This window comes from Streptomyces sp. NPDC055955, from assembly GCF_042270245.1.
Lineage (GTDB): Bacteria > Actinomycetota > Actinomycetes > Streptomycetales > Streptomycetaceae > Streptomyces.
The window spans coordinates 1-21,897 of record NZ_JBHJYS010000048.1 but is presented as its reverse complement, the minus strand read 5'-3'; the positions used below and the strand labels follow the sequence as shown (position 1 = coordinate 21,897).

14 protein-coding genes are annotated in these 21,897 nt (G+C 70.1%); 7 read left to right on the top strand and 7 right to left on the bottom strand.

The features are described from left to right. Window positions 1-115 precede the first annotated feature (115 nt). The gene (locus tag ACFC96_RS45770; protein WP_376250970.1) at window positions 116-997 is read right to left on the bottom strand and encodes a PaaX family transcriptional regulator C-terminal domain-containing protein; all 882 of its coding nucleotides are present in this window, start codon (window positions 995-997) and stop codon (window positions 116-118) included. Window positions 998-1,001: 4 nt separating this feature from the next. Beyond that, the gene (locus ACFC96_RS45765) at window positions 1,002-2,627 is read right to left on the bottom strand and encodes an AMP-binding protein (RefSeq protein WP_376250971.1); all 1,626 of its coding nucleotides are present in this window, start codon (window positions 2,625-2,627) and stop codon (window positions 1,002-1,004) included. A 143-nt stretch (window positions 2,628-2,770) separates the two neighbouring features. Here ACFC96_RS45765 and ACFC96_RS45760 point away from each other — a divergent pair, with 143 nt between their 5' ends. Further along, window positions 2,771-3,901: an acyl-CoA dehydrogenase family protein gene (locus ACFC96_RS45760; RefSeq protein WP_376618642.1), complete on the top strand. Its 1,131-nt coding sequence runs from the start codon at window positions 2,771-2,773 to the stop codon at window positions 3,899-3,901. Further along, the gene (locus ACFC96_RS45755) at window positions 3,898-4,308 is read left to right on the top strand and encodes a RidA family protein (protein WP_376618640.1); all 411 of its coding nucleotides are present in this window, start codon (window positions 3,898-3,900) and stop codon (window positions 4,306-4,308) included. Before ACFC96_RS45760 ends, ACFC96_RS45755 begins: the two co-directional genes overlap by 4 nt. A 241-nt stretch (window positions 4,309-4,549) precedes the next feature. Here the strand turns inward: ACFC96_RS45755 and ACFC96_RS45750 are convergent, their stop codons facing one another. The 3 genes from ACFC96_RS45750 to ACFC96_RS45740 form a co-directional block, all read right to left on the bottom strand. Continuing rightward, on the bottom strand, window positions 4,550-5,590 hold the full coding sequence (locus ACFC96_RS45750; RefSeq protein WP_376252060.1) for an NAD(P)-dependent alcohol dehydrogenase: 1,041 nt from the start codon (window positions 5,588-5,590) through the stop codon (window positions 4,550-4,552). Window positions 5,591-5,695: 105 nt separating this feature from the next. Next, window positions 5,696-6,457 (bottom strand): IclR family transcriptional regulator, encoded by a 762-nt coding sequence (locus ACFC96_RS45745; RefSeq protein ID WP_376618638.1) that lies wholly within the window; start codon window positions 6,455-6,457, stop codon window positions 5,696-5,698. A 54-nt stretch (window positions 6,458-6,511) separates the two neighbouring features. Beyond that, the gene (locus ACFC96_RS45740) at window positions 6,512-7,837 is read right to left on the bottom strand and encodes an MFS transporter (RefSeq protein WP_376618636.1); all 1,326 of its coding nucleotides are present in this window, start codon (window positions 7,835-7,837) and stop codon (window positions 6,512-6,514) included. Between the two features lie 130 nt (window positions 7,838-7,967). On the opposite strand from ACFC96_RS45740, the gene ACFC96_RS45735 reads away from it, so the two are divergent. Continuing rightward, complete coding sequence (locus ACFC96_RS45735) at window positions 7,968-8,900, top strand: 2-hydroxyacid dehydrogenase (RefSeq protein WP_376618635.1); 933 nt, start codon at window positions 7,968-7,970, stop codon at window positions 8,898-8,900. 15 nt (window positions 8,901-8,915) lie between these two features. On the opposite strand, the gene ACFC96_RS45730 is transcribed toward ACFC96_RS45735, so the two are convergent. After that, complete coding sequence (locus tag ACFC96_RS45730; protein ID WP_376250982.1) at window positions 8,916-10,445, bottom strand: helix-turn-helix domain-containing protein; 1,530 nt, start codon at window positions 10,443-10,445, stop codon at window positions 8,916-8,918. A gap of 332 nt (window positions 10,446-10,777) precedes the next feature. On the opposite strand from ACFC96_RS45730, the gene acnA reads away from it, so the two are divergent. Further along, window positions 10,778-13,504, top strand: a complete 2,727-nt coding sequence (gene acnA, locus ACFC96_RS45725) for an aconitate hydratase AcnA (protein WP_376618633.1) — start codon at window positions 10,778-10,780, stop codon at window positions 13,502-13,504. A gap of 227 nt (window positions 13,505-13,731) precedes the next feature. Here the strand turns inward: acnA and ACFC96_RS45720 are convergent, their stop codons facing one another. Then, the gene (locus ACFC96_RS45720) at window positions 13,732-17,541 is read right to left on the bottom strand and encodes a GH92 family glycosyl hydrolase (protein WP_376250986.1); all 3,810 of its coding nucleotides are present in this window, start codon (window positions 17,539-17,541) and stop codon (window positions 13,732-13,734) included. Between the two features lie 874 nt (window positions 17,542-18,415). Here ACFC96_RS45720 and ngcE point away from each other — a divergent pair. Genes ngcE through ACFC96_RS45705 form a run of 3 tightly spaced genes read left to right on the top strand, consistent with a single transcriptional unit; the run spans window position 18,416 to window position 21,799 of the window. Further along, the gene (gene ngcE / locus ACFC96_RS45715; RefSeq protein ID WP_376250988.1) at window positions 18,416-19,825 is read left to right on the top strand and encodes an N-acetylglucosamine/diacetylchitobiose ABC transporter substrate-binding protein; all 1,410 of its coding nucleotides are present in this window, start codon (window positions 18,416-18,418) and stop codon (window positions 19,823-19,825) included. A 7-nt stretch (window positions 19,826-19,832) separates the two neighbouring features. Beyond that, the gene (locus ACFC96_RS45710) at window positions 19,833-20,894 is read left to right on the top strand and encodes a carbohydrate ABC transporter permease (RefSeq protein ID WP_376250990.1); all 1,062 of its coding nucleotides are present in this window, start codon (window positions 19,833-19,835) and stop codon (window positions 20,892-20,894) included. Beyond that, complete coding sequence (locus ACFC96_RS45705) at window positions 20,891-21,799, top strand: carbohydrate ABC transporter permease (protein WP_376250992.1); 909 nt, start codon at window positions 20,891-20,893, stop codon at window positions 21,797-21,799. The genes ACFC96_RS45710 and ACFC96_RS45705 overlap by 4 nt, the downstream gene beginning before the upstream one ends. The last annotated feature ends 98 nt before the right edge of the window (window positions 21,800-21,897 follow it).

Sequence of the window (21,897 nt, the reverse complement as noted above, 5' to 3'; positions counted from 1 at the left end):
TACAAGGGCTCTCCGGCGCCTTGCGATCGCACGCACCAGACGCCGCCGGGCCCGCCCCTCGGGCGGACGACGGGAATGTGACGACAGGCCCTAGTGGCCTCTCATGTAGTGCGGGTCACACGGCTGCCGGGCGCCGGTCGGTCTTCGGCCCGTCGTCTCCGTCACCCGCCCCGTCCGCTCGCTCTGCGGCCCCGCCCGCGAACCGTGCCCCCGCGTCCCGCAGTCGCTCGTGCAGCGCCCGGAACACGCTCGCCGACCGCGTGCCCGGCCACCGCGCGGGCAGCAGCCCGGCGGGCAGTCCCGGGTCGGCGTACGGCAGATGGCGCCAGGAGTCGAGGGCGAGGAGGTAGTCCCGGTACGCCTCCTCCGGCGCGGCGTCGCCGGGGGAGCGGTCCTGCCAGGCGGCGAGCACCGGCGCGTGCTCGTCGAGGAACGCGTCGTGCAGCGCGGCGAGGCGGTCCAGGTCCCACCAGCGCGCGACCGCGTCGGCCGTCGCCGCGAAGCCCAGGTGCTCGCCGCGGAACAGATCGACGTACGGGGAGAGTCCGAGGCGTTCCAGGGTGTGCCGGGTCTCCTCGTGCAGGCCCGCCGGGGCGATCCACACGCCGGGCGCCGCCGAGCCGAAGCCGAGCCCGGCCAGCCGTGAGCGCAGGACGTGCCGCTTGGCGCGCTCGGCCTCCGGCACGGAGAACACCGCGAGCACCCAGCCGTCCGCCTCGCCGGCGGGCGCCCCGTAGATGCGCCGGTCGCCGTCGTCCAGGAGCTGGCGAGCGGCCGGAGACAGGGTGTATCCGGCGGCGCCCGACTCCGTACGCTCCGGCAGGAGCAGCCCGCGCCGCTTGAGGCGGGACACGCAGGACCGCACGGCGGGCGCGTCGACGCCGACCGCGCCGAGGAGACGGATCAGCTCGGCGACGGGCACGGGGCCGGGAAAGCCGCGCCCGTAGGCGCCGTAGAGGGTGACGATCAGGGACCGGGGAGTGTGCAGCTCGGACACGTGATCACTCTAGATCGCCGGCGGAGCGCAGCCGGAACCGCTGGAGCTTCCCGGTCGCCGTGCGCGGCAGGGCGTCGAGGAAGACGATCTCGCGTGGGCACTTGTACGGCACCAGCTCGGCCTTCACGAACGCCCGCAGCGCGTCCGGATCCCGGCGGGCGCCCTCGCGCAACACGACGTAGGCGACGGCGATCTGCCCGCGCTCGTCGTCGGGGCGGCCCACCACCGCGGTCTCCGCGACGTCCGGGTGCCGCAGCAGCGCGTCCTCGACCTCGGGGCCCGCGATGTTGTACCCCGCCGAAATGATCATGTCGTCGGCGCGGGCGACATACCGGAAGTAGCCGTCGGGCTCGCGGACGTACGTGTCCCCGGTGACGTTCCAGCCGCCGCGGACGTACGTCGTCTGCCGCTCGTCGGCGAGATAGCGGCAGCCGACCGGGCCGCGCACGGCGAGCAACCCCGGTTCCCCGTCCGGCACTTCCGACCCCGCGGCGTCGACCACGCGCGCCTGCCACCCGGGTACGGGCACGCCCGTCGTCCCGGGGCGGATCGCGTCGTCGGCGGCGGAGATGAAGATGTGCAGGAGTTCCGTGGCGCCGATGCCGTTGATGATCCGGATTCCCGTCGCCTCGTGCCAGGCCCGCCAGGTCGCGGCCGGCAGGTTCTCGCCCGCGGAGACGCATCGCCGCAGCGACGAGAGAGCGTGCCCGTCGGTGTGGTCGAGGAGCGCTCGGTACGCGGTCGGCGCGGTGAACAGGACGGACACCCCGTGCTCGGCGATCGCGGGCAGCAGCTGCCTCGGCCCCGCCTGTTCGAGCAGCAGCGACGAGGCGCCGGCCCGCAGCGGGAAGATGACGAGCCCGCCGAGCCCGAACGTGAAACCGAGCGGCGGGCTCCCCGCGAACACGTCGTCGGGCGTCGGCCGCAGGACATGGCGCGCGAACGTGTCCGCGACGGCGAGGACGTCCCGGTGGAAGTGCATACAGCCCTTTGGACGCCCGGTCGTGCCCGACGTGAACGCGATCAGGGCGACGTCGTCGGCGGCGGTCGCCACGGCCTCGTACGTCTCGGGCAGGCCGGAACCGCGCCCGAGGAGGTCGTCGGGCCCTTCGCCGCCGAACGGTGTGATGCGCAGCCCGGGTATCTCGGCCTTCACCAGGTCGTCCATGGCCCTGGCGTCGCACAGCGCGTGGGTGACCCGGGCGAGGGAGCAGAGTGTCGCCAGCTCCTGCGCGCGGGCCTGCGCGAGCACGGTGACGGCGACCGCGCCCGCCTTCATCACGGCCAGCCAGCAGGCCGCGAGCCACGGTGTGGTGGGGCCGCGCAGCAGCACCCGGTTCCCCGGCCGTACGCCCAGTTCGCCGCTGAGCAGATGAGCGATCCGGTCGACGCGGCGCAGCAGTTCCCCGTATGTCCACATCTCCCCGTCGCCCGTGCGGAACGCGGGACGGTCGGGGCCGAACCGTTCGACGGTGCGGTCGAGCAGCTCGGCCCCGCAGTTCAGTTGCTGCGGATAGCGCAGTTCGGGGAGGTCGAAGACCAGGTCGGGCCAGAGTTCGGGCGGTGGGAGATGGTCGCGCGCGAAGGTGTCGACGTGGGCCGACGTGTGCTGTGGCGGAGCGTCTGTCATGGCCGTGCGCCCCCTAGGAACGAAAGACCCTGCTTGTGGTGGGCTCGCGGAACGAGCGTATCGTGATGGTGACGACAGTCAACGGTCCGCGATACCGTGACGGAGCCGGCCCGAGCCGCCGGCGAACCGGGAGGCGCCGACAGATGACCGCAAAGCCCGCAGCTCCGTCATTCTCGCTCGACCCGACGCAGACCGCCTGGTGTGCCGAACTGCGCGCGCTCGCCGCCGAGCGGCTCGCGCCCCTCGCCGAGAAGGGCGAAGCGGGACAGGTGAACCGGCCGCTCGTCGCCGAGCTCGGCCGGCTCGGTCTCCTGGAGCGCCTGTTCCGCTCCGGGGCCCTCGACCTGTGCCTGATGCGCGAGTCCCTCGCCCGCGCCTGCACGGAGGCCGAGACCGCCCTCGCCCTCCAGGGGCTCGGCGCGCACCCCGTGCACGCGTACGGCACCGACGCCCAGCGCGCGCACTGGCTGCCGCGCGTCAGTGACGGCACCGCCGTCGCGGCCTTCGCGCTCAGCGAGCCGGGCGCCGGCTCCGACGCCGCGGCCCTCGCGCTGCGCGCCGAGCCCGACGGCACCGGAGGCTGGTGCCTCATCGGCGAGAAGACCTGGATCTCGAACGCCCCCGAGGCCGACTTCTACACCGTCTTCGCCCGTACGGCCCCGAACGCCGGAGCGCGCGGAGTCACCGCGTTCCTGGTCCCCGCCGACCGCCCCGGACTCACCGGCACCCCCCTCGACATGCTGTCCCCGCACCCCATCGGCTCCCTCGACTTCGACGCGGTCCCGGTCACCGCCGACGACGTGCTCGGCGAACCGGACCGCGGCTTCCGCGTCGCCATGACCACCCTGAACCTCTTCCGCCCGAGCGTCGGCGCCTTCGCCGTGGGCATGGCGCAGGCCGCGCTCGACGCGACGCTCGCCCACACCGCCCGGCGCGACGCGTTCGGCGGCAAGCTGAAGGACCTCCAGACGGTCGCGCACCAGGTGGCCGATCTCGCCCTGCGCACCGAGGCGGCCCGCCTCATGGTCTACGCGGCCGCGGCGGCGTACGACGCGGGCGCCCCCGACGTGCCGCAGCGCGCCGCGATGGCGAAGCTCCTCGCCACCGAGACCGCCCAGCACGTCGTCGACACGGCCGTCCAGCTGCACGGCGCCCGCGCCCTGCAACGCGGCCACCTCCTCGAACACCTCTACCGCGAGGTGCGGGCCCCCCGCATCTACGAAGGGGCGAGCGAGGTCCAACGCGCCATCATCGCAAAGGAGTTGTACGCGTGAGCGGCATCGAGCGGATCAACCCACCCGAACTCTCCCCGCCCACCGGCTTCTCGCACGCCGTCACCGCCACCGGCGGCCGCCTCGTCTTCCTCGCCGGCCAGACCGCCCTCGACGCGGACGGCAAGATCACCGGCGACACGCTCCCGGAGCAGTTCGAGCGGGCCCTGGCCAACCTCCTCACCGCCCTGCGCCACGCGGGAGGCGCCCCCGACACCCTCGCCCGCGTCACCGTCTACGCCACCGACATCGCCGACTACCGCACCCACGCCCGCGAACTCGGCCGCATCTGGCGCGAGTCGGCGGGCCGCGACTACCCGGCGATGGCGGTGATCGGCACGACCCGCCTGTGGGACGAGCAGGCCCTGGTGGAACTGGACGGTCTGGCGGTCCTGCCCCACCAGGGCTAGGGCCTGTCGTTCGGATCATGCCGGGCTCGCGGGTGCCGGGACCGCGCCGCGCGGCGTTGTCGTCGGTCGCCTTGCGATGCACGGCACCGGCACCCACTTCCTGGTTCGGCCGTTCGGCCTGATCCCAACGAAAGGCGCCGGGCCCGCGATGAAGGCCCCAGGTCCGCGCCGGCCCCGGCCGGTGAACCCCGGCACGGAGCCCGAAGCGCATGCCCGCTCCCCGCCCGCGCGGGACCGGCCGCTACTCCTGCGGCAGGATCACCGCGCGACCGCGCACGGTCCCGTCGTGCAGCCGCTGGTAGGCGGTGGGCGCGTCGTCGATGCGGTACGTCTCCACGTGCACGGAGACGACCCCGGCCCGCGCCAGGTCGAGCACCTCCATCAGCTCGCCGCGGCTGCCCCAGTACGGCGCGGTCACCGACGCCTCGTACGGGGTGGTGCCGAAGCCGACCGAGAGGCTGCCGCCGCCGAGGCCGACGATGGTGACATCGCCCTCGACCGCCACGCAGCCGCCCGCCGTGGCCACCGTCGACGGGGCCCCGACGAAGTCGAAGACCGCCTCGGCGCCCCTGCCGCCGGTCAACTCCCGTACGACAGCGACGGATTCGGCGTCCGACAGGATCGCCTCATGGGCGCCCACCTCGCGGGCGAGCGCCAGCTTCTCCTCGTTCACGTCGAGCGCGATCACCCAGGCCGGGGACAGCGCCCGCAGCAGCTGGATCGCGACGTGTCCGAGCCCGCCCGTGCCGATCACGACGGCCGTCGACCCCGGCACCAGTTTCGGCAGCGACCGCTTGATCGCGTGGTACGGCGTCAGACCGGCGTCGGTCAGCGGCACCGCCTGCACCGGGTCGAGGCCGCCGAGCGGCACGAGATGGCGCGGGCTGTCCACGACCATGTACTCGGCCATGGCGCCGGGCGCGCCGAGGCCGGGCGGGTAGATGCCGAGTTCCTTGGCGCGCAGGCAGTAATTCTCCTTGCCCTCCGCGCACTTGGCGCAGGTGCCGCAGCCCCACGGCCCGTAGACGGCGACCGCGTCGTCGACCTCGACGCCCACCGCCCCGTCACCCACCGCCGCGACCGTACCGACGCCCTCGTGGCCGAGCGTGAGCGGCAGGGCGAAGCCCAGCTGCTGGGCGGGCCAGCTCATCACGGCGATGTCGGAGTGGCAGACACCGGCCGCCGTCATCCGCAGCAGCACCTGGCCGGGACCGGGGGTGGGCACGGGGACCTGCACGACTTCGGGAGCGGCACCCACCGCGCGGTACTGGACGGCCTTCATCAGCTCGGTCATCGTGCGTTCCTCCCGGAGCGGCGCGGGGGCCCGGTGGCCGCCCTCCCCGGGATCCATGTCACCGGGCGGCGGCCGTCACACCCGCAGGCCCGCTCAGTGGTCCATGTGCGCCGCGATGTCCTCCGCGCATGCGCGCAGGGCCGGGACGTGCGCGCGCAGTTCGTCGGCGCCGGTGAGGGCGACGGCCGCGCCGAGCGAGACGGCGAGGCGCGGCACCTGTCCGTGCGGCGCGGGCACGGCGACGGCGATCGACCGGACGCCGACCTCGTTCTCCTCGTCGACCTCGGCCCAGCCGCGCTCGCGCACGGCGTCGAGCTCCTCGCGGACCGCCGCCGGGTCGGTCACCGTGCGGGCGGTGACCGCGCTCAGGCCGGCCGCGACCAGCTCGTCGCGCTCGCGCTCGGGCAGGCCCGCGACGAGGACCTTGCCGAGCGAGGTCGCGTGCCAGGCGTTACGGGTGCCCTCCGCGCTGCGCAGCTGAAGGTGCTGCGTGCCCTGCGCGGTGAGGACGAGCAGCACGTCCGCGTCGTGGAGGATGCCCGCGATGGCGGGCAGGCCCGTGCGGTCGGCGAGCCTGCGCATCGGCGCCGCCGCCGCGGAGTAGCCGGCCGGTGAGCGCTGGAATCCCCGCGACAGTTCGAGCACCCGCACGCCCAGCGCGTAGCGCCGGGTGTCCTCGTCGTACGCCACGAACCGTTCGGCGGCGAGCCGGCCGAGGAGCCGGTGGGCGCTGCTGACCGGGAGCGCCGCGGCGCGGGCCGCGGCACTCACCCCCAGGCCCGCGGGATGGTCGGCCAGCACGGTGAGGAGTCGCAGGCCCCGGCCGAGCATGTCGTCGCCGGACGTCGTGGTCACGCTGCTCGTCTCCCGTGTGCTGCGCCCGTACGCCGGGACCGGTCCCCGGCGCACTCAGGTGGTGGCAGCGCTGGGCTGCCGGTTCACCGTACCCGGGCGGGGACCGGACGGACGGGGCTCGTGGACCGCCAGCATCAGCGCGGCCGAGACCAGCGCGCCCGCCGCCATGAACGCGAAGGCTCCCGCGTCCCCGAGCGACGTGCCGCGTACCCAGCCCACGAGATACGTTCCGGCGAACGAGCCGAGCGCGCCGAACGAGTTGACGAGCGCCACCGCCGCGCCGGAGACGCCCGCCGGGGCGAGCGTGGAGACGAGCGCGAAGTACGGGCCGTAGGGCGCGTACAGGCACAGGCCCGCCACCACGAGCAGCGCGAGCGCCACGGGGAAGTGGGACCCGGCCGCGTACGAGCCGAACAGGGCGAGGCCGCCGGCGGCGAGCCAGGGCCACACGGCCGCCTTGCGCCGCCCGCTGCGGTCGGACAGGCGCGAGTTGAGCAGCATCGCGACGACCGCGAAGGCGTACGGCACGGCGGTCAGCAGCCCGGTGGCGCCGATGCCCTCGCCCGAGCCCTTCTTCACGATCGACGGCAGCCAGAAGATGAAGCCGTACATGCCGAACGACCAGAAGAAGTACTGCACGGCCATCAGCAGCACCGGGCGCGAGCGCAGGACCCTGCCGTACTCCTCGCGCAGGTTCCCGGAGGCGGCCGGCACGAGGGCGCGGTCCGCGCGCAGGGCTTCCAACTCGGCCGGGGCGACCCACCTGGCGTCCTCGGGACGGTCCTTGAGGAGCCGCAGGCAGAGCAGGCCCCAGATGACCGAGGGCACACCCTCGACGATGAACATCACGCGCCAGTCCGTCACCGACACCAGCCAGCCCGACAGGGCGGAGAGCCACATCACGGTGACCGGATTGCCCAGGATGAGCAGGGTGTTGGCGCGGCCGCGCTCGCCGTGCGTGAACCAGCGGCTGAGCAGCATCACCATCGACGGCAGCACCGCGCCCTCGACGACCCCGAGTGCGAACCGCACCGCGATCAGCTGCCCGGGGCTGCTCAGCAGGCCCTGCACCACGGCGAGCAGCCCCCAGAGCACCGTCGACCAGGCGACGAGCCGGCGCGCGCTGCGCTGCTCGGCGTAGATCGTGCCGGGGATCTGGAAGAAGAAGTAGCCGAGGAAGAACGACGCGGCGATCAGCGAGTCGAGGCCCGCGGACAGATGCAGCTCGTCGGCCATGCCGCCGGCGGAGGCGATCGCGTAGTTCGACTTGTCGAGATAGGCGAGCGAGTACGTGATGAACGCGACCGGTATCAGGTGCCGGGCGCGGGTCGAGCTCCAGAAGCCGTCGGTGGACGGCCGGGAGGGCGACGGCGCTGTCATCCCTTGACCCCCTGTTTTCCGTGAGATGGAAAGTGTTTCACTGGGCGGGAAGACGTTACGAGGGAGTGGCGGCCGGGTCAATGGGCCGCCCGCTTACCGTGACGGCAAGCAGCCGAAGGAGAAACCCGAGATGACCGACACCGACGTGCTCGTCCCCTGGCCGCAGCTCGACCGGCGCCACGGCCCGTGGCCCGACGGCGTCCGCGTCCACGTGTGGGACGGCGTGACGCCCGCGTCCGAACTCCCGCAAGACGTCCTGGACGCCGTGGAGTTCTGGGTGATGCCCTACGCGGTCCCCGACGCGGACCGGCTGCTGCCCCGGCTCCCGCGCCTGCGCGCCGTCCAGTGCCTCAGCGCCGGGGTCGAGAAGCTCCAGCCGCGGCTGCCCGAGGGCGTCACCCTGCACAACGGCCGCGGCCTGCACGACGCCTCCACCGCGGAGCACGCCCTCGGCCTCATCCTCGCGGCCCAGCGCGAACTGCCCCGCTGGGCCGCCGACCAGGTGGCCGGACGCTGGGACCCGCATTTCACACGCTCGCTCGCCGACAGCCGCGTCGCGATCGTCGGCTACGGCTCGATCGGCTCGGCCCTGGAGGCCCGGCTCCTCGCCTGCGAGGCCGAGGTCGTCCGCGTCGCCCGGCGCGCCCGCCCCGACGAGCGGGTCCACGCGATCGCCGACCTGCCCGCACTGCTCCCCGGCCTCGACATCGTGGTCCTCGTCCTGCCCGAGAACCCGGGCACGGCCGGCCTGTTCGGCCCGAAGGAAATGGCCGCACTGCCGGACGGCGCCCTCGTCGTCAACGTGGGCCGCGGCCGCACCCTCGACACCGAGGCCCTGCTCGCCGAGACCGTCACGGGCCGGCTGCGCGCCGCACTCGACGTCACCGACCCGGAGCCCCTCCCGGCGGACCACGCCCTGCGCCACGCCCCCGGCGTCCTCGTCACCCCGCACGTGGCCGGCGGCTCGGCGGCCTTCCGCCCGCGTGCCGAGCGCCTGATCGTGGAGCAGGTACGCCGATGGGCCGCGGAAGAGGAACTGCTCAACCTCTTCCCGCGGCCCTGAACGGCGCCGATCGCGTCAGATGTCCCGGAACGTCTCGATCTGTGCGCCAACGGAGTTGAGCCGCTCGGCCAGGTCCTCGTAACCGCGGTTGATCACGTAGACGTTGCGCAGGACGGACGTGCCCTCGGCGGCCATCATCGCGAGGAGCACGACGACGGCGGGGCGCAGTGCCGGCGGGCACATCATCTCGGCGGCGCGCCAGCGCGTCGGGCCCTCGACGAGGACGCGGTGCGGGTCGAGCAGCTGGAGGCGCCCGCCGAGCCGGTTCAGGTCCGTGAGATAGATCGCGCGGTTGTCGTACACCCAGTCGTGGATGAGGGTCTTGCCCTGGGCCGCCGCCGCGATGGCCGCGAAGAAGGGCACGTTGTCGATGTTGAGGCCGGGGAACGGCATCGGGTGGATCTTGTCGATCGGCGCCTCCAGCTTGGAGGGCCGGACGGTGAGGTCCACCAGGCGCGTACGGCCGTTGTCCGCGAAGTACTCGGCCGAGCGGTCGTGGTCGAGACCCATCTCCTCCAGGACCGCGAGCTCGATCTCCAGGAACTCGATCGGCACCCGCTTCACCGTCAGTTCGGACTCGGTGACCACCGCGGCGGCCAGCAGGCTCATCGCCTCGACCGGGTCCTCGGACGGCGAGTAGTCGACGTCGACGTCGATCTGCGGGACGCCGTGCACGGTGAGGGTGGTCGTGCCGATGCCCTCGACGCGGATGCCCAGGGCCTCGAGGAAGAAGCAGAGGTCCTGGACCATGTAGTTCGAGGACGCGTTGCGGATGACGGTGACGCCGTCGTGGCGGGCGGCCGCGAGCAGCGCGTTCTCGGTCACGGTGTCGCCGCGCTCGGTCAGCACGATCGGCCGGCTGGGGGAGACACCCGCCTCGACCTGTGCGTGGTAGAGCCCCTCGGTCGCCGTGATGTCCAGGCCGAACCGGCGCAGCGCGATCATGTGCGGCTCGATGGTGCGGGTGCCGAGGTCGCAGCCGCCCGCGTACGGCAGCTTGAAGTGGTCGAGGCGGTGCAGGAGCGGGCCGAGGAACATGATGATCGAGCGCGTGCGGCGGGCGGCGGTGGCGTCGATGGCGTCCATGTCGAGGGCGGCCGGCGGCACTATCTCCAGGTCCACGCCGTCGTTGATCCACCGGGTGCGGACACCGATGGAGTTCAGGACCTCGAGGAGGCGGTAGACCTCTTCGATGTGGGCGACGCGGCGCAGGACCGTACGGCCCTTGTTGAGGAGCGAGGCGCACAGCAGTGCCACGCAGGCGTTCTTGCTCGTCTTCACGTCGATCGACCCGGACAGTCGGCGGCCGCCGACCACGCGCAGGTGCATCGGACCCGAGTAGCCCAGAGAGACGATTTCACTGTCGAGCGCTTCGCCTATTCGGGCGATCATCTCAAGGCTGATGTTTTGGTTGCCGCGCTCGATGCGGTTGACGGCGCTCTGGCTGGTACCGAGCGCCTCGGCGAGCTGCGACTGTGTCCAGCCCCGGTGCTGCCGGGCGTCACGGATGAGCTTGCCGATGCGTACGAGGTAGTCGTCTGCCATGGCCGCAGGCTATCTCAGATATGAGATGCCGCATTCCGGCGGGCCCATTGGGGTGACGGGCCGTCAATCGGCCCTGGTGGCGCGTCGGCGCGCGTGCGGGACGATGGGAGGGCGGTCCGCCGGCGGCGCGGCGGGACGGCCCGGCGAAGGCCGGGCATGACCAGTCCGGCCTCATGTACTAGAGTTATCTCGACATCGAGATATCTACAGAGGCACACCGCAGCCGCCATGCTCGGTAAGGGTTACCTAACTTAGCCTTACCTTAGCGGATCGGCGAACTCGTCGTGGCGGCAGGATGCGGTGGAACGCGCACATATATGAAGGAGACTGTCGTGTCGGCGAACAGCTTCGACGCCCGCAGCACGCTGCGCGTGGGCGACGAGTCGTACGAGATCTTCAAGCTGGACAAGGTCGAGGGCTCCGCGCGCCTCCCTTACAGCCTGAAGGTTCTCCTTGAGAACCTGCTCCGCACCGAGGACGGCGCGAACATCACCGCCGACCACATCCGTGCGCTCGGCAACTGGGACTCCCAGGCCCAGCCGTCCCAGGAGATCCAGTTCACGCCCGCCCGCGTGATCATGCAGGACTTCACCGGTGTGCCCTGTGTCGTGGACCTCGCCACCATGCGTGAGGCCGTGAAGGAGCTCGGCGGCGACCCGGCGAAGATCAACCCGCTGGCCCCGGCCGAGCTGGTCATCGACCACTCCGTCATCGCCGACAAGTTCGGTACCTCCGACGCCTTCGGCCAGAACGTCGAGCTGGAGTACGGCCGCAACAAGGAGCGCTACCAGTTCCTGCGCTGGGGCCAGACCGCCTTCGACGAGTTCAAGGTCGTTCCCCCGGGCACCGGCATCGTGCACCAGGTGAACATCGAGCACCTCGCTCGCACGGTCATGGTCCGGGGTGGCCAGGCCTACCCCGACACCCTCGTCGGCACCGACTCGCACACCACGATGGTCAACGGCCTGGGCGTCCTGGGCTGGGGCGTCGGAGGCATCGAGGCCGAGGCCGCGATGCTCGGCCAGCCGGTCTCGATGCTCATCCCGCGCGTCGTCGGCTTCAAGCTCACCGGTGAGCTCAAGCCCGGCACCACCGCCACGGACCTCGTGCTCACGATCACCGAGATGCTGCGCAAGCACGGCGTCGTCGGCAAGTTCGTCGAGTTCTACGGTGAGGGCGTCGCCGCCACCTCCCTGGCGAACCGCGCCACCATCGGCAACATGTCGCCGGAGTTCGGCTCCACCGCCGCGATCTTCCCGATCGACGACGAGACGCTGAAGTACCTGAAGCTGACGGGCCGTGACGAGCAGCAGGTCGCGCTCGTCGAGGCGTACGCCAAGGAGCAGGGCCTCTGGCTCGACCCGGCCGCCGAGCCCGACTTCTCCGAGAAGCTGGAGCTCGACCTCTCCACGGTCGTCCCCTCCATCGCCGGCCCGAAGCGCCCGCAGGACCGCATCGTCCTCGCGAACGCCGCGCAGCAGTTCGCGCTCGACGTGCGCAACTACGTCGAGGACGACGACGAGGCGGGCAAGGAGTCCTTCCCGGCCTCCGACTCCCCGGCCGCCACCAACGGCGTCCCCTCGCGCCCGACCCTGGTCACGGCCCCCGACGGCTCGACGTACGAGATCGACCACGGCGCCGTCACCGTCGCCGCGATCACCTCCTGCACCAACACGTCGAACCCGTACGTGATGGTCGCCGCCGCGCTCGTCGCGAAGAAGGCCGTCGAGAAGGGCCTGACCCGCAAGCCGTGGGTCAAAACCACGCTCGCCCCGGGCTCGAAGGTCGTCACCGACTACTTCGACAAGGCCGGTCTGACGCCGTACCTGGACAAGGTCGGCTTCAACCTCGTCGGCTACGGCTGCACCACCTGCATCGGCAACTCGGGCCCGCTGCCCGAGGAGGTCTCGAAGGCGGTCAACGAGCACGACCTGGCGGTCACGTCGGTCCTCTCCGGCAACCGCAACTTCGAGGGCCGCATCAACCCCGACGTCAAGATGAACTACCTCGCGTCCCCGCCGCTGGTCGTCGCGTACGCCATCGCCGGTTCGATGAAGGTCGACATCACCAAGGACGCCCTGGGCACCGACCAGGACGGCAAGCCGGTCTACCTCGCGGACATCTGGCCGACGGAGGCCGAGGTCAACGACGTCGTCGCCAACTCCATCGGCGAGGACATGTTCAACAAGTCCTACCAGGACGTCTTCGCGGGCGACGCCCAGTGGCAGGCCCTGTCGATCCCGACCGGCAACACCTTCGAGTGGGACACCGAGTCCACCTACGTCCGCAAGCCCCCGTACTTCGAGGGCATGACGATGGAGACCACCCCGGTCTCCGACATCACGGGCGCGCGTGTCCTCGCCAAGCTGGGCGACTCGGTCACCACCGACCACATCTCCCCGGCCGGTGCGATCAAGGCCGACACCCCGGCCGGCCAGTACCTCACGGAGCACGGCGTCCAGCGCCGTGACTTCAACTCCTACGGCTCGCGCCGTGGCAACCACGAGGTCATGATCCGCGGCACGTTCGCCAACATCCGCCTGCGCAACCAGATCGCGCCGGGCACCGAGGGCGGCTACACCCGCGACTTCACCCAGGCTGCGACTGCTGACGCGGCTCCGGTGTCGTTCATCTACGACGCCTCGCGCAACTACATCGAGCAGGGCACCCCGCTGGCCATCCTGGCCGGCAAGGAGTACGGCTCGGGTTCGTCGCGTGACTGGGCCGCCAAGGGCACCGCGCTCCTCGGCGTCAAGGCCGTCATCGCCGAGTCGTACGAGCGCATCCACCGCTCGAACCTCATCGGCATGGGTGTCCTGCCGCTCCAGTTCCCGGAGGGCGCCTCGGCCGAGTCCCTCGGCCTGACCGGCGAGGAGACCTTCTCCTTCACCGGTGTCGAGGAGCTCAACAACGGCACCACGCCGCGCACGGTCAAGGTCAGCACCGACACCGGTGTGGAGTTCGACGCGGTCGTCCGCATCGACACCCCCGGTGAGGCGGACTACTACCGCAACGGCGGCATCATGCAGTACGTGCTGCGCAGCCTGATCCGCAAGTGATGTGCCCCTGGGCATGAGTGCCCGGGGTTCCTGGCCGTCGTCCCTCACAGGGGCGGCGGCCAGTGCTGCATGCGTCCGAGTGCCGGTCGCCCGGCCTCTCGCCCCCGCACGGGGACTGTGCGTGCGCCGGGGCCCCGCTGCCGCGCACCCCAGCCGGTGACTGGCGGAACGACACGGCGGGCGGGCGTGAACTCTCCACGCCCGCCCGCCGGTTCACTCACCAGGGATCACGACAGCAGTTCCACCTCCGCCACCGTCGCGGCCCCACCGGTGAACACCAGCCGGTAGTGCTGGTACGTGCCCGGCTTGCTCACCGAGAACGCCCGCGTCTGCTTGTCCCAGGAGAAGGACTCGCCGGACCGCTGGTCCAGCGTCTTCCACGACGAGCCGTCGGCCGAGGCCTCCAGCTTCCAGCCCGCCGGGGCCTTCGCCCTGTCGTCCGACGTCAGCGTGTACTGCACGGCCTTTGCGCCGTCCGCGCCGACCGGCAGTTCCACCGACTCCGAACTCGCGCTCGTCGCCGAGGAGTTGTCGAACAGCGGACCCGAACCCGTGATGGCGTCCTTGCGCGGCGACGGCACCTTGTCGTCCTGCGTGATGGAGACCGGCGCCGCGTCCTTGCCCGTGCCCCACTTCGACGGCTTCGGGCCCATCGCGAACTCCAGGACCCCGCCCTTCGCGACGACCGAGTGCGGCAGTGACGTCGACGTCCAGTTCTTGCCGTTGACCTTCAGCCCCTGCACGTAGATGTTCTTCGCGCTGTTCTTCGGGGCCTTGACGACGAGGTCCTTGCCGTTCTCCAGGTGCAGCGTCATCTTCGTGAACTGCGGGGAGCCGATGGCGTATTCACCGCTGCCCATGACCAGCGGGTAGAAGCCGAGCGAGGAGAAGAGGTACCAGGCCGACTGCTCGCCGTTGTCCTCGTCGCCGTGGTAGCCCTGGCCAATCTCGCTGCCCGTGTAGAGACGGGAGAGGACCTCGCGGACCTTCTCCTGCGTCTTGTACGGCTGGCCCGCCGCGTCGTACATGTACGTGATGTGGTGCCCGACCTGGTTGGAGTGGCCGTACATGCCCATCCGGACGTCACGCGCCTCCGTCATCTCGTGGATGACGCCGCCGTACGAGCCCGCGACGTCGTTCGTCGCCGTCTCCGGGGTGGCGAAGAACGTGTCGAGCTTCTTGGCGAGACCGTCGCGGCCGCCATAGAGGTTGGCGAGTCCGCGCGAGTCCTGCGGGGCGGTGAACGCGTAGCCCCAGGCGTTGGTCTCCGTGTAGTCGTAGCCCCAGATGCGCGGGTCGAACTGTGACGACTCGACGCGCCAGTCGCCCTTCTCGTTCTTGCCCTGGAAGAAGCCCGCCTTCGGGTCGAACATGTTCACGTACTCACGGGCCCGGTTGAGGAAGTACTCCGACTCCTCCTGGTAGTGCTTCTCGCCGGTCTTCTTGTAGAGGGCCTGGCCCATCTGCGCGATGCCGTAGTCGTTGATGTAGCCCTCGAGCGCCCAGGACAGACCCTCGTGGGTGTCCGTGCTCGTGTAGCCGAGGAACGGCGACGTCTGCATGCCCTTGCGGCCCACACCGGCCGCGGGCGGCACGACGCTCGCGTTCTTCAGCGCCGCCTTGTACGCGGCCTCCGCGTCGAACTTGACGCCCTTGACGTACGCGTCGGCGAACGCCACGTCCGACGACGTGCCGGTCATCAGGTCCGCGTAACCGGGGGAGGACCAGCGCGATATCCAGCCGCCGTCCTTGTACTGCTGCACGAACCCGTCGACGAGCTCGCCCGCCTTCTTCGGCGTCAGGAGCGAGTACGCGGGCCAGGTCGTGCGGTACGTGTCCCAGAAGCCGTTGTTGACGTAGGGCTTGCCGTCGACGATCTTCGCGCCGGTGTGGGTCGGGGTGTCCGGACCCGGCATCGGCGAGAACGGCGAGGCGTACTGGTACTTCGAACCGACCTTCTCGAAGCCGGAGTTGGGGTACAGGTACAGCCGGTACAGGGACGAGTAGAGGGTGGTGCGCTGGTCGGCCGTGGCGCCCTCCACCTCGACCTTGCCGAGGAGCTTGTCCCACTGCGCGCGGGCGCTGTCCCGCACGGAGGAGAACGACGACCCGGAGGGCAGCTCCTGCGCGAGGTTCGCCTTGGCCTGGTCGATGCCGATCAGGGACGTCGCGAGGCGCAGGGTGACCGTCTTGTCGGCGCCCGGCTTGAAGCGGAGGTAGCCCTTGGGGCCGCTGGAGTCGCCGCCGGTGACCGGGGTGTCGAAGACGCCGTAGACGAAGAGCCGGGTCGCGCCCGCGGAGAGCCCGGACTTCACGTCCGAGTAGCCGGTGACGATGCCCTTGTCCTTGTCGAGCGTGAGACCCGCCTGGTCGGAGACGTTGTCGAAGATCACGCTCGCGTCGTCACCGGGGTAGGTGAACCGCAGCATCGCCGCGTGGTCGGTCGGCGTCATCTCGGCCTTGAGGCCGTTCTCGAAGCGCACCCCGTAGTAGTAGGGGTTGGCCGTCTCGTTCTCGTGCTTGAACGGCAGCGCGCGGCCGGTGCGGGAGGTGTCCGGGGTGCCGGACGCCGCCGACGGCATCATCTGGAACGTCTGCCGGTCGCCCATCCAGGGGCTGGGCTCGTGGCTGGCGCTGAACGCCTCCATCGTCGGGAGGTTGTCCGCGTTGTTGTCGCGGCTGTAGTCGTAGAGCCAGCTGAGCGAGCCGGCGTTGGTCACCGGCGTCCAGAAGTTGAAGCCATGGGGGACCGCGGTGGCCGGGAACGTGTTGCCGCGCGAGAAGCCGCCGCTGGAGTTCGTGCCGCGCGTCGTGACCGCGTAGTCCGACAGATGCGCCTTCGGCGGTTCCGGCTTCGCGGCCTTCAGCGCGATGTCGTCGACCCAGCCGCGGAACTTCGCCGGGCCCTTGGGCGAGTCGTACGCCACCAGGATCCGGTCGACGGTCTTGCCGGCCGCGACGGAGCCGATGGAGGAGGAGACGGCGTTCCACTGGTTGACGTAGAGCCGCTTGGCCGCGCCCTGGCCCTGCGGCGTCAGCAGCCCGCCGTTGCTGTCGGTGGCCTTCAGGTCGCTCAGGTAGGTGCCGTCGGTGAAGGCGAGGTCCACGGAGACGTTGGTGGCGTCGTAGTCGCGGTCGCCGTCCGCCATCGACGGGAAGATCTTGTACGAGAGCTCCGTGTCACGGGCGACGGCCACGTCGACGTCGAAGACCTTGTTGTACGAGTAGGCGCGCCCGTCGGCCTTGTGCGTGCCCGCGTAGCGCAGGGCCTTCTTGCCGGTGAAGCCCGCGCCCGCCTTGGCGGTGGGAGAGCCGCTGGGGCCCTTGTCGACGAGGGAGAGCATGTCGTCGGGCGTGGGCGAGCCGGTGTCGGCGGTGGCCAGCTGGAGGTCGGCGAGCTGCGTGGCGTCGCCCGCGCCGTTGTTCTTGGTGAACTCGATCCGGAAGTGCTGGTACTCGGCCGGGTTCTGGAGGTCGTACTTCTTGGTCTGGAAGCGGTCGGCGAAGCTCTCCCCGGTGCGGGTGTCGAGCGTCGTCCACTCCTTGCCGTCGGTGGAGCCCTTGAGGGTCCAGTCCTTCGGGTCGCGCTCGGCGTGGTCGTTGGCCGATGTCAGGGCGTACGTCGTGATCTTGGCCGGCGCGTCCAGGTCGTACTCGACCCAGGCCGTCGGCTCGAAGGAGAGCCACTTGGTGCTCGACTCGCCGTCGATGAGGTTCTCCTTGGTCTCACCGCCGCCCGTGTTCTCGTCGCTGGCGCGGACCTCCGTGACATGGCTGTTGACATTGCCCGGAAGTCCGCCGCTGTCACCGCCGTCGACTCCGGACGACCGCTTCGTCCCGTCTGCGGCGGTATCCACGGTGTTCAGCCACGTCGGGGCGGGATCGCCCGTTTCGAACGAGGAGCTGAACTCGCGGTCGGCGTGCGGCTGTTGGCCGGGGGAGGCGGCGGACGCCCCCTGACCGGCGGCGACGAGCGCGAGTGAGGCCGCCCCCAGGGCGGCCGTGGACCTGAGTCTGTGTCTGGATCTGCCATGCATGCGCGAGCACCCTCCCGGAGCGAGACAACGTTGTCAATTTGCAGCGCAGGGTCCAGTAGGGAGGTAAGTCGCTCGTGGTGTCAAGGGTGTTGAGGCCGAGGGGGGCGGCACGCGGGGCGAGAAGAGTGGCGCGACCATCCATTAAGTGAGGTCATCGGTCGTTCAGGGTGTGCATGGGCCGCTCATGGGTGCCTCATATATCCGAGAGGTCTCAACTCGGGAAAGAACGCCGTCCAAACCTGCATTCGATCTTGCCCAGTTACCGCGAAGTGGACTATACCTGTCGGCGTCCGGCCCGGACGGTCTCGCGACCGGGGGCAGGACCCGGGGGAGGGGGGAAATGGCGAAGCGTGCGAACGCACCGACTGCTGTACATCTCTGCAGAGCCCGGACTTTCCAGTACCACCCAGCTCCAACTGCGTTCCCTCGGGCCAGTGCATTTCCGGACGAGTTCCGCTGATGCAATTCCGGCCTGGGGTCCGGGGATTCGTCCCCGGTACGACACAGCACGTCACCGCGGTGCCGGGGAGGATCCGGTTCACCGCCTGAGTCCTGGAGAAGGCGAGGACTTGAGCATGGGATCCACCCCCGGCGTAGGCCATCGCGATCTGATCGAGCGGGGCGCGACCGTCGTTCCGGCCGCGGCCCCGGTGACCGCTCTTCCGGCATCGCTCAGCTGATCACCATCGGTGCCGCCGGGCGGCACCGAGACGACGGCGAAACGCCCCGATGCGTGTCTCCGCCCAAATCTCAGGCGGAGACCCGCACCAGGGGCGCGCTCAAAGAGAAGTGCGGCAAGGCCTGGCCGATCTGGCCCGGCAGTCGCACACGCAGCACACCCGTACAGATCCAATCGATCAGTGAGGATGCAGAGATGACCATTCGTGCCGGCTCTCTTGACAGGCGGACGCTCCTGCGCGGGGCGATCGCAACCGCAGCCATGGGTTCGTTCGCGGTGGCGTGTGGCTCTCCCTCCAGCAAAGGCGACGGCGGCGGCGGTGGCTCGAAGGGCAAGAAGGGGGCCAAGAACCCGTTCGGTGTCGCCGCGAACTCCAAGGTCGATGCGGCCATCTTCGACGGCGGCTACGGCACCGACTACGTCGACTACACCAACCAGGTCGTCGGGAGCCAGATCAAGGGACTCAAGGTCCAGGTCAAGCCGGTCGTCGACATCGCCCCGGAGCTCCAGCCCCGCTTCGTCGGCGGCAACCCGCCGGACCTCATCGACAACTCCGGTGAGGACCAGATCGGCTTCCTCGGCATCCTCGACCAGCTCGAGGAGCTCGACGACGTCTTCGAGGCCAACACCTACGAGGGCAAGAAGATCGCCGACATCGTCTACCCGGGCGTCAAGGGCCCCGGCACGTTCAAGGACAAGTTCGTCGCGCTCAACTACGTGATGACGGTCTACGGCGTCTGGTACTCGAAGACCCTGTTCGAGGCGAACGGCTGGACCCCGCCGAAGACGTGGGACGAGGCGCTCGACCTCGGCCAGAAGGCGAAGAAGAAGGGCAAGTACCTCTTCGTCCACGGCAAGGAGGCGGCGACCTACTACCGCACGCTCCTGATCGACTCGGCGATCAAGGAGGGCGGCGACGAGGTCCGGCTCGCGCTGGAGAACCTGGAGAAGGGCTGCTGGTCGCACCCGGCCGTCCAGGGCGTGATCAAGGTCATGGAGACCATGGTCAAGCAGAAGATGTTCGTCCCCGGCGGCTCCGGCACCCAGTTCCAGAAGGCGCAGGCGATCTGGAGCAACGACCAGAAGGCGCTGCTCTATCCGTCCGGTGGCTGGATCGAGAACGAGATGAAGAAGGCCACCAAGGCCGACTTCCAGATGACCGGCTTTCCGTCGATGACGCTCACCGAGAAGCCGAAGCTGCCCTACGAGGCGATTCGCGCGGCCGCCGGCGAGCCGTTCATCGTGCCCAAGCAGGGCAAGAACCCGGCCGGCGGCAAGGAAGTTCTGCGGGCGATGCTGTCCGAGAAGGCGGCGGCGAACTTCTCCAAGACGAAGCTGGCTCCGACGATCGTCAAGGGCACCGTGCCCGCCGACGGTTACGGGTCGTCGGCCCTCGTCTCGCAGACGAAGATGCTCGAGGCCGCCGGCACCAACATCTTCACCTACAACTTCGTCGAGGCCTACGGGATGAACACGGACCAGCTGGTGCCGTGGAACTCGTTCCTCTCCGGCGACATCGACGGCAAGGGCCTCACCTCGGCTCTGCAGAAGATCTCCGACAAGGTCCGGGAAGACGACTCCGTCGACAAGATCAAGGTCAGCTAGCACTGCGATGAAAGAAACGATCACCACATCCGACACCGCGAGCCGCCGGCCGGCGCCGGCCGCTCGCGGTGGGCGGCCCCGGCGCCGCAAGCTCACCTTCGACCGGGTGACGTTCTTCCTCGCGTTCCTCGGCGTCCCGCTGACCATCTTCGTGCTCTTCGTCCTGTACCCGTTCGTCCAGGCGATCTTCTGGGCGATGACCGACTGGCGCGGGTTCAGCCCGGACTACGAGTTCATCGGCCTGGACAACTTCACCAAGATGTTCCAGGACGACGTCTTCATGAAGGCGTTGCGCAACATCGCGCTCCTCGCGGTCTGCGTGCCGCTGGTGACGTTGACGCTCGCCCTGGCGGTCGCGGTGGCGGTCACCCTGGGCGGTCCCAGCAAGGGCCCTGTCCGGGGCATCAAGGGAGCGTCGTTCTACCGGATCGTCTCGTTCTTCCCCTATGTCGTGCCGGCGATCATCGTCGGCCTGGTCTGGGCGCAGATGTACGACCCGAACGCCGGCCTGGTCAACGGCATCCTCACCGGGCTCGGCCTCGACGGGTTCGACAAGTTCGCCTGGCTGGGCGAGACGGTGAGCGCGATGCCGGCCCTGATGTTCGTCATCGTCTGGGGGCTCGTCGGGTTCTACGCGGTGCTCTTCATCGCCGCGATCAAGGGCGTCCCCGCCGAGCTGTACGAGGCGGCCAGGATCGACGGAGCCGGCCGGTTCCGGATGACGCTCTCGGTCACCCTGCCGTCGATCCGGGACACCGTGCAGACGGGTTACATCTACCTGGGCATCGCCGCGCTCGACTCGTTCGTCTACGTCCAGGCGATGCTGCCGAACGGTGGCCCGAACAACTCGACCCTGACGATCAGCCAGCGGCTGTTCAACGTCGCCTTCGCGAAGCAGCAGTTCGGACTCGCCACCGCGATGGGCGTCGTCCTCGCCGTCGTCACCCTGGTGTTCGCGGCGCTGGTGTTCCTCGTCAACCGCCTGTCGGGCGGCGGCGAGGGCGAGGGCAGAAAGAAAGCGCCCGGGGCCAAGGCTCGGCGTACCGCGGCCAAGGGAGGTGCCCAGTGAGCGCCATCGTTGCTGACCGGGAGCAGGCGAGCGACCGCAAGCCGGCGAGGGACCGGAAGCTGACGAGAGCCGCCGCGAGCAGCGACCGCAGGTTCGCGGTGATCTCGCACACCCTGCTGATCCTGTGGTCCGTGATCGTGATCGTGCCCATGCTGTGGGTGCTGGTGTCGTCGTTCAAGTCGACCAGCGAGATCCTGTCGTCGCCGTTCAAGCTGCCGCAGCGCTGGCGGTTCGAGAACTACGCGCACGCGTGGACCGACGCGAACATCGGGAAGTACTTCCTGAACTCGGTGATCGTCGTGGTCTCCGCGCTGGTCCTGGTGATGCTGCTGGGTGCGATGTGCGCCTACATCCTGGCCCGGTTCGAGTTCCCCGGCCGCCGGCTGATCTACTACGTGATGCTCGCCGGGCTGACCTTCCCCGTCTTCCTGGCGATCGTGCCGCTCTTCTTCCAGCTGCAGAACTTCGGGCTGCTGAACACGCGGCCCGGGCTGATCCTCACGTACGTCGCGTTCGCGCTGCCGTTCACGATGTTCTTCCTGTACTCGTTCTTCCGGTCGCTGCCGCACGACGTGTACGAGGCCGCGCTGATCGACGGTGCCGGTGACTGGCGGGCGTTCTTCCAGGTGATGCTGCCGATGGCCAAGCCGGGCATGGCCGCGGTGGCGATCTTCAACTTCCTGGGGCTGTGGAACCAGTTCCTGCTGCCCGTGGCACTCAACACCGACCAGGACAAGTGGGTGCTGACCCAGGGGATGTCCGCCTACGCGTCCTCGCAGGTCTACGACATCGACTACGGTGGGCTGTTCGCGGCGATCGTGGTCACGGTGGTGCCCGTACTGATCGTGTACATCATCTTCCAGCGCCGGATCGCCGGATCGGTGTCGCAGGGCACCTTCCGCTGACGCCCACCGTCGCGCCGTACGGCGGAGCCATCACGTAACCGCTCCTCCACCCTTTGCGCACAGGGGTCGGGCCCCGGAGAGACAACTCTCTCCGGGGC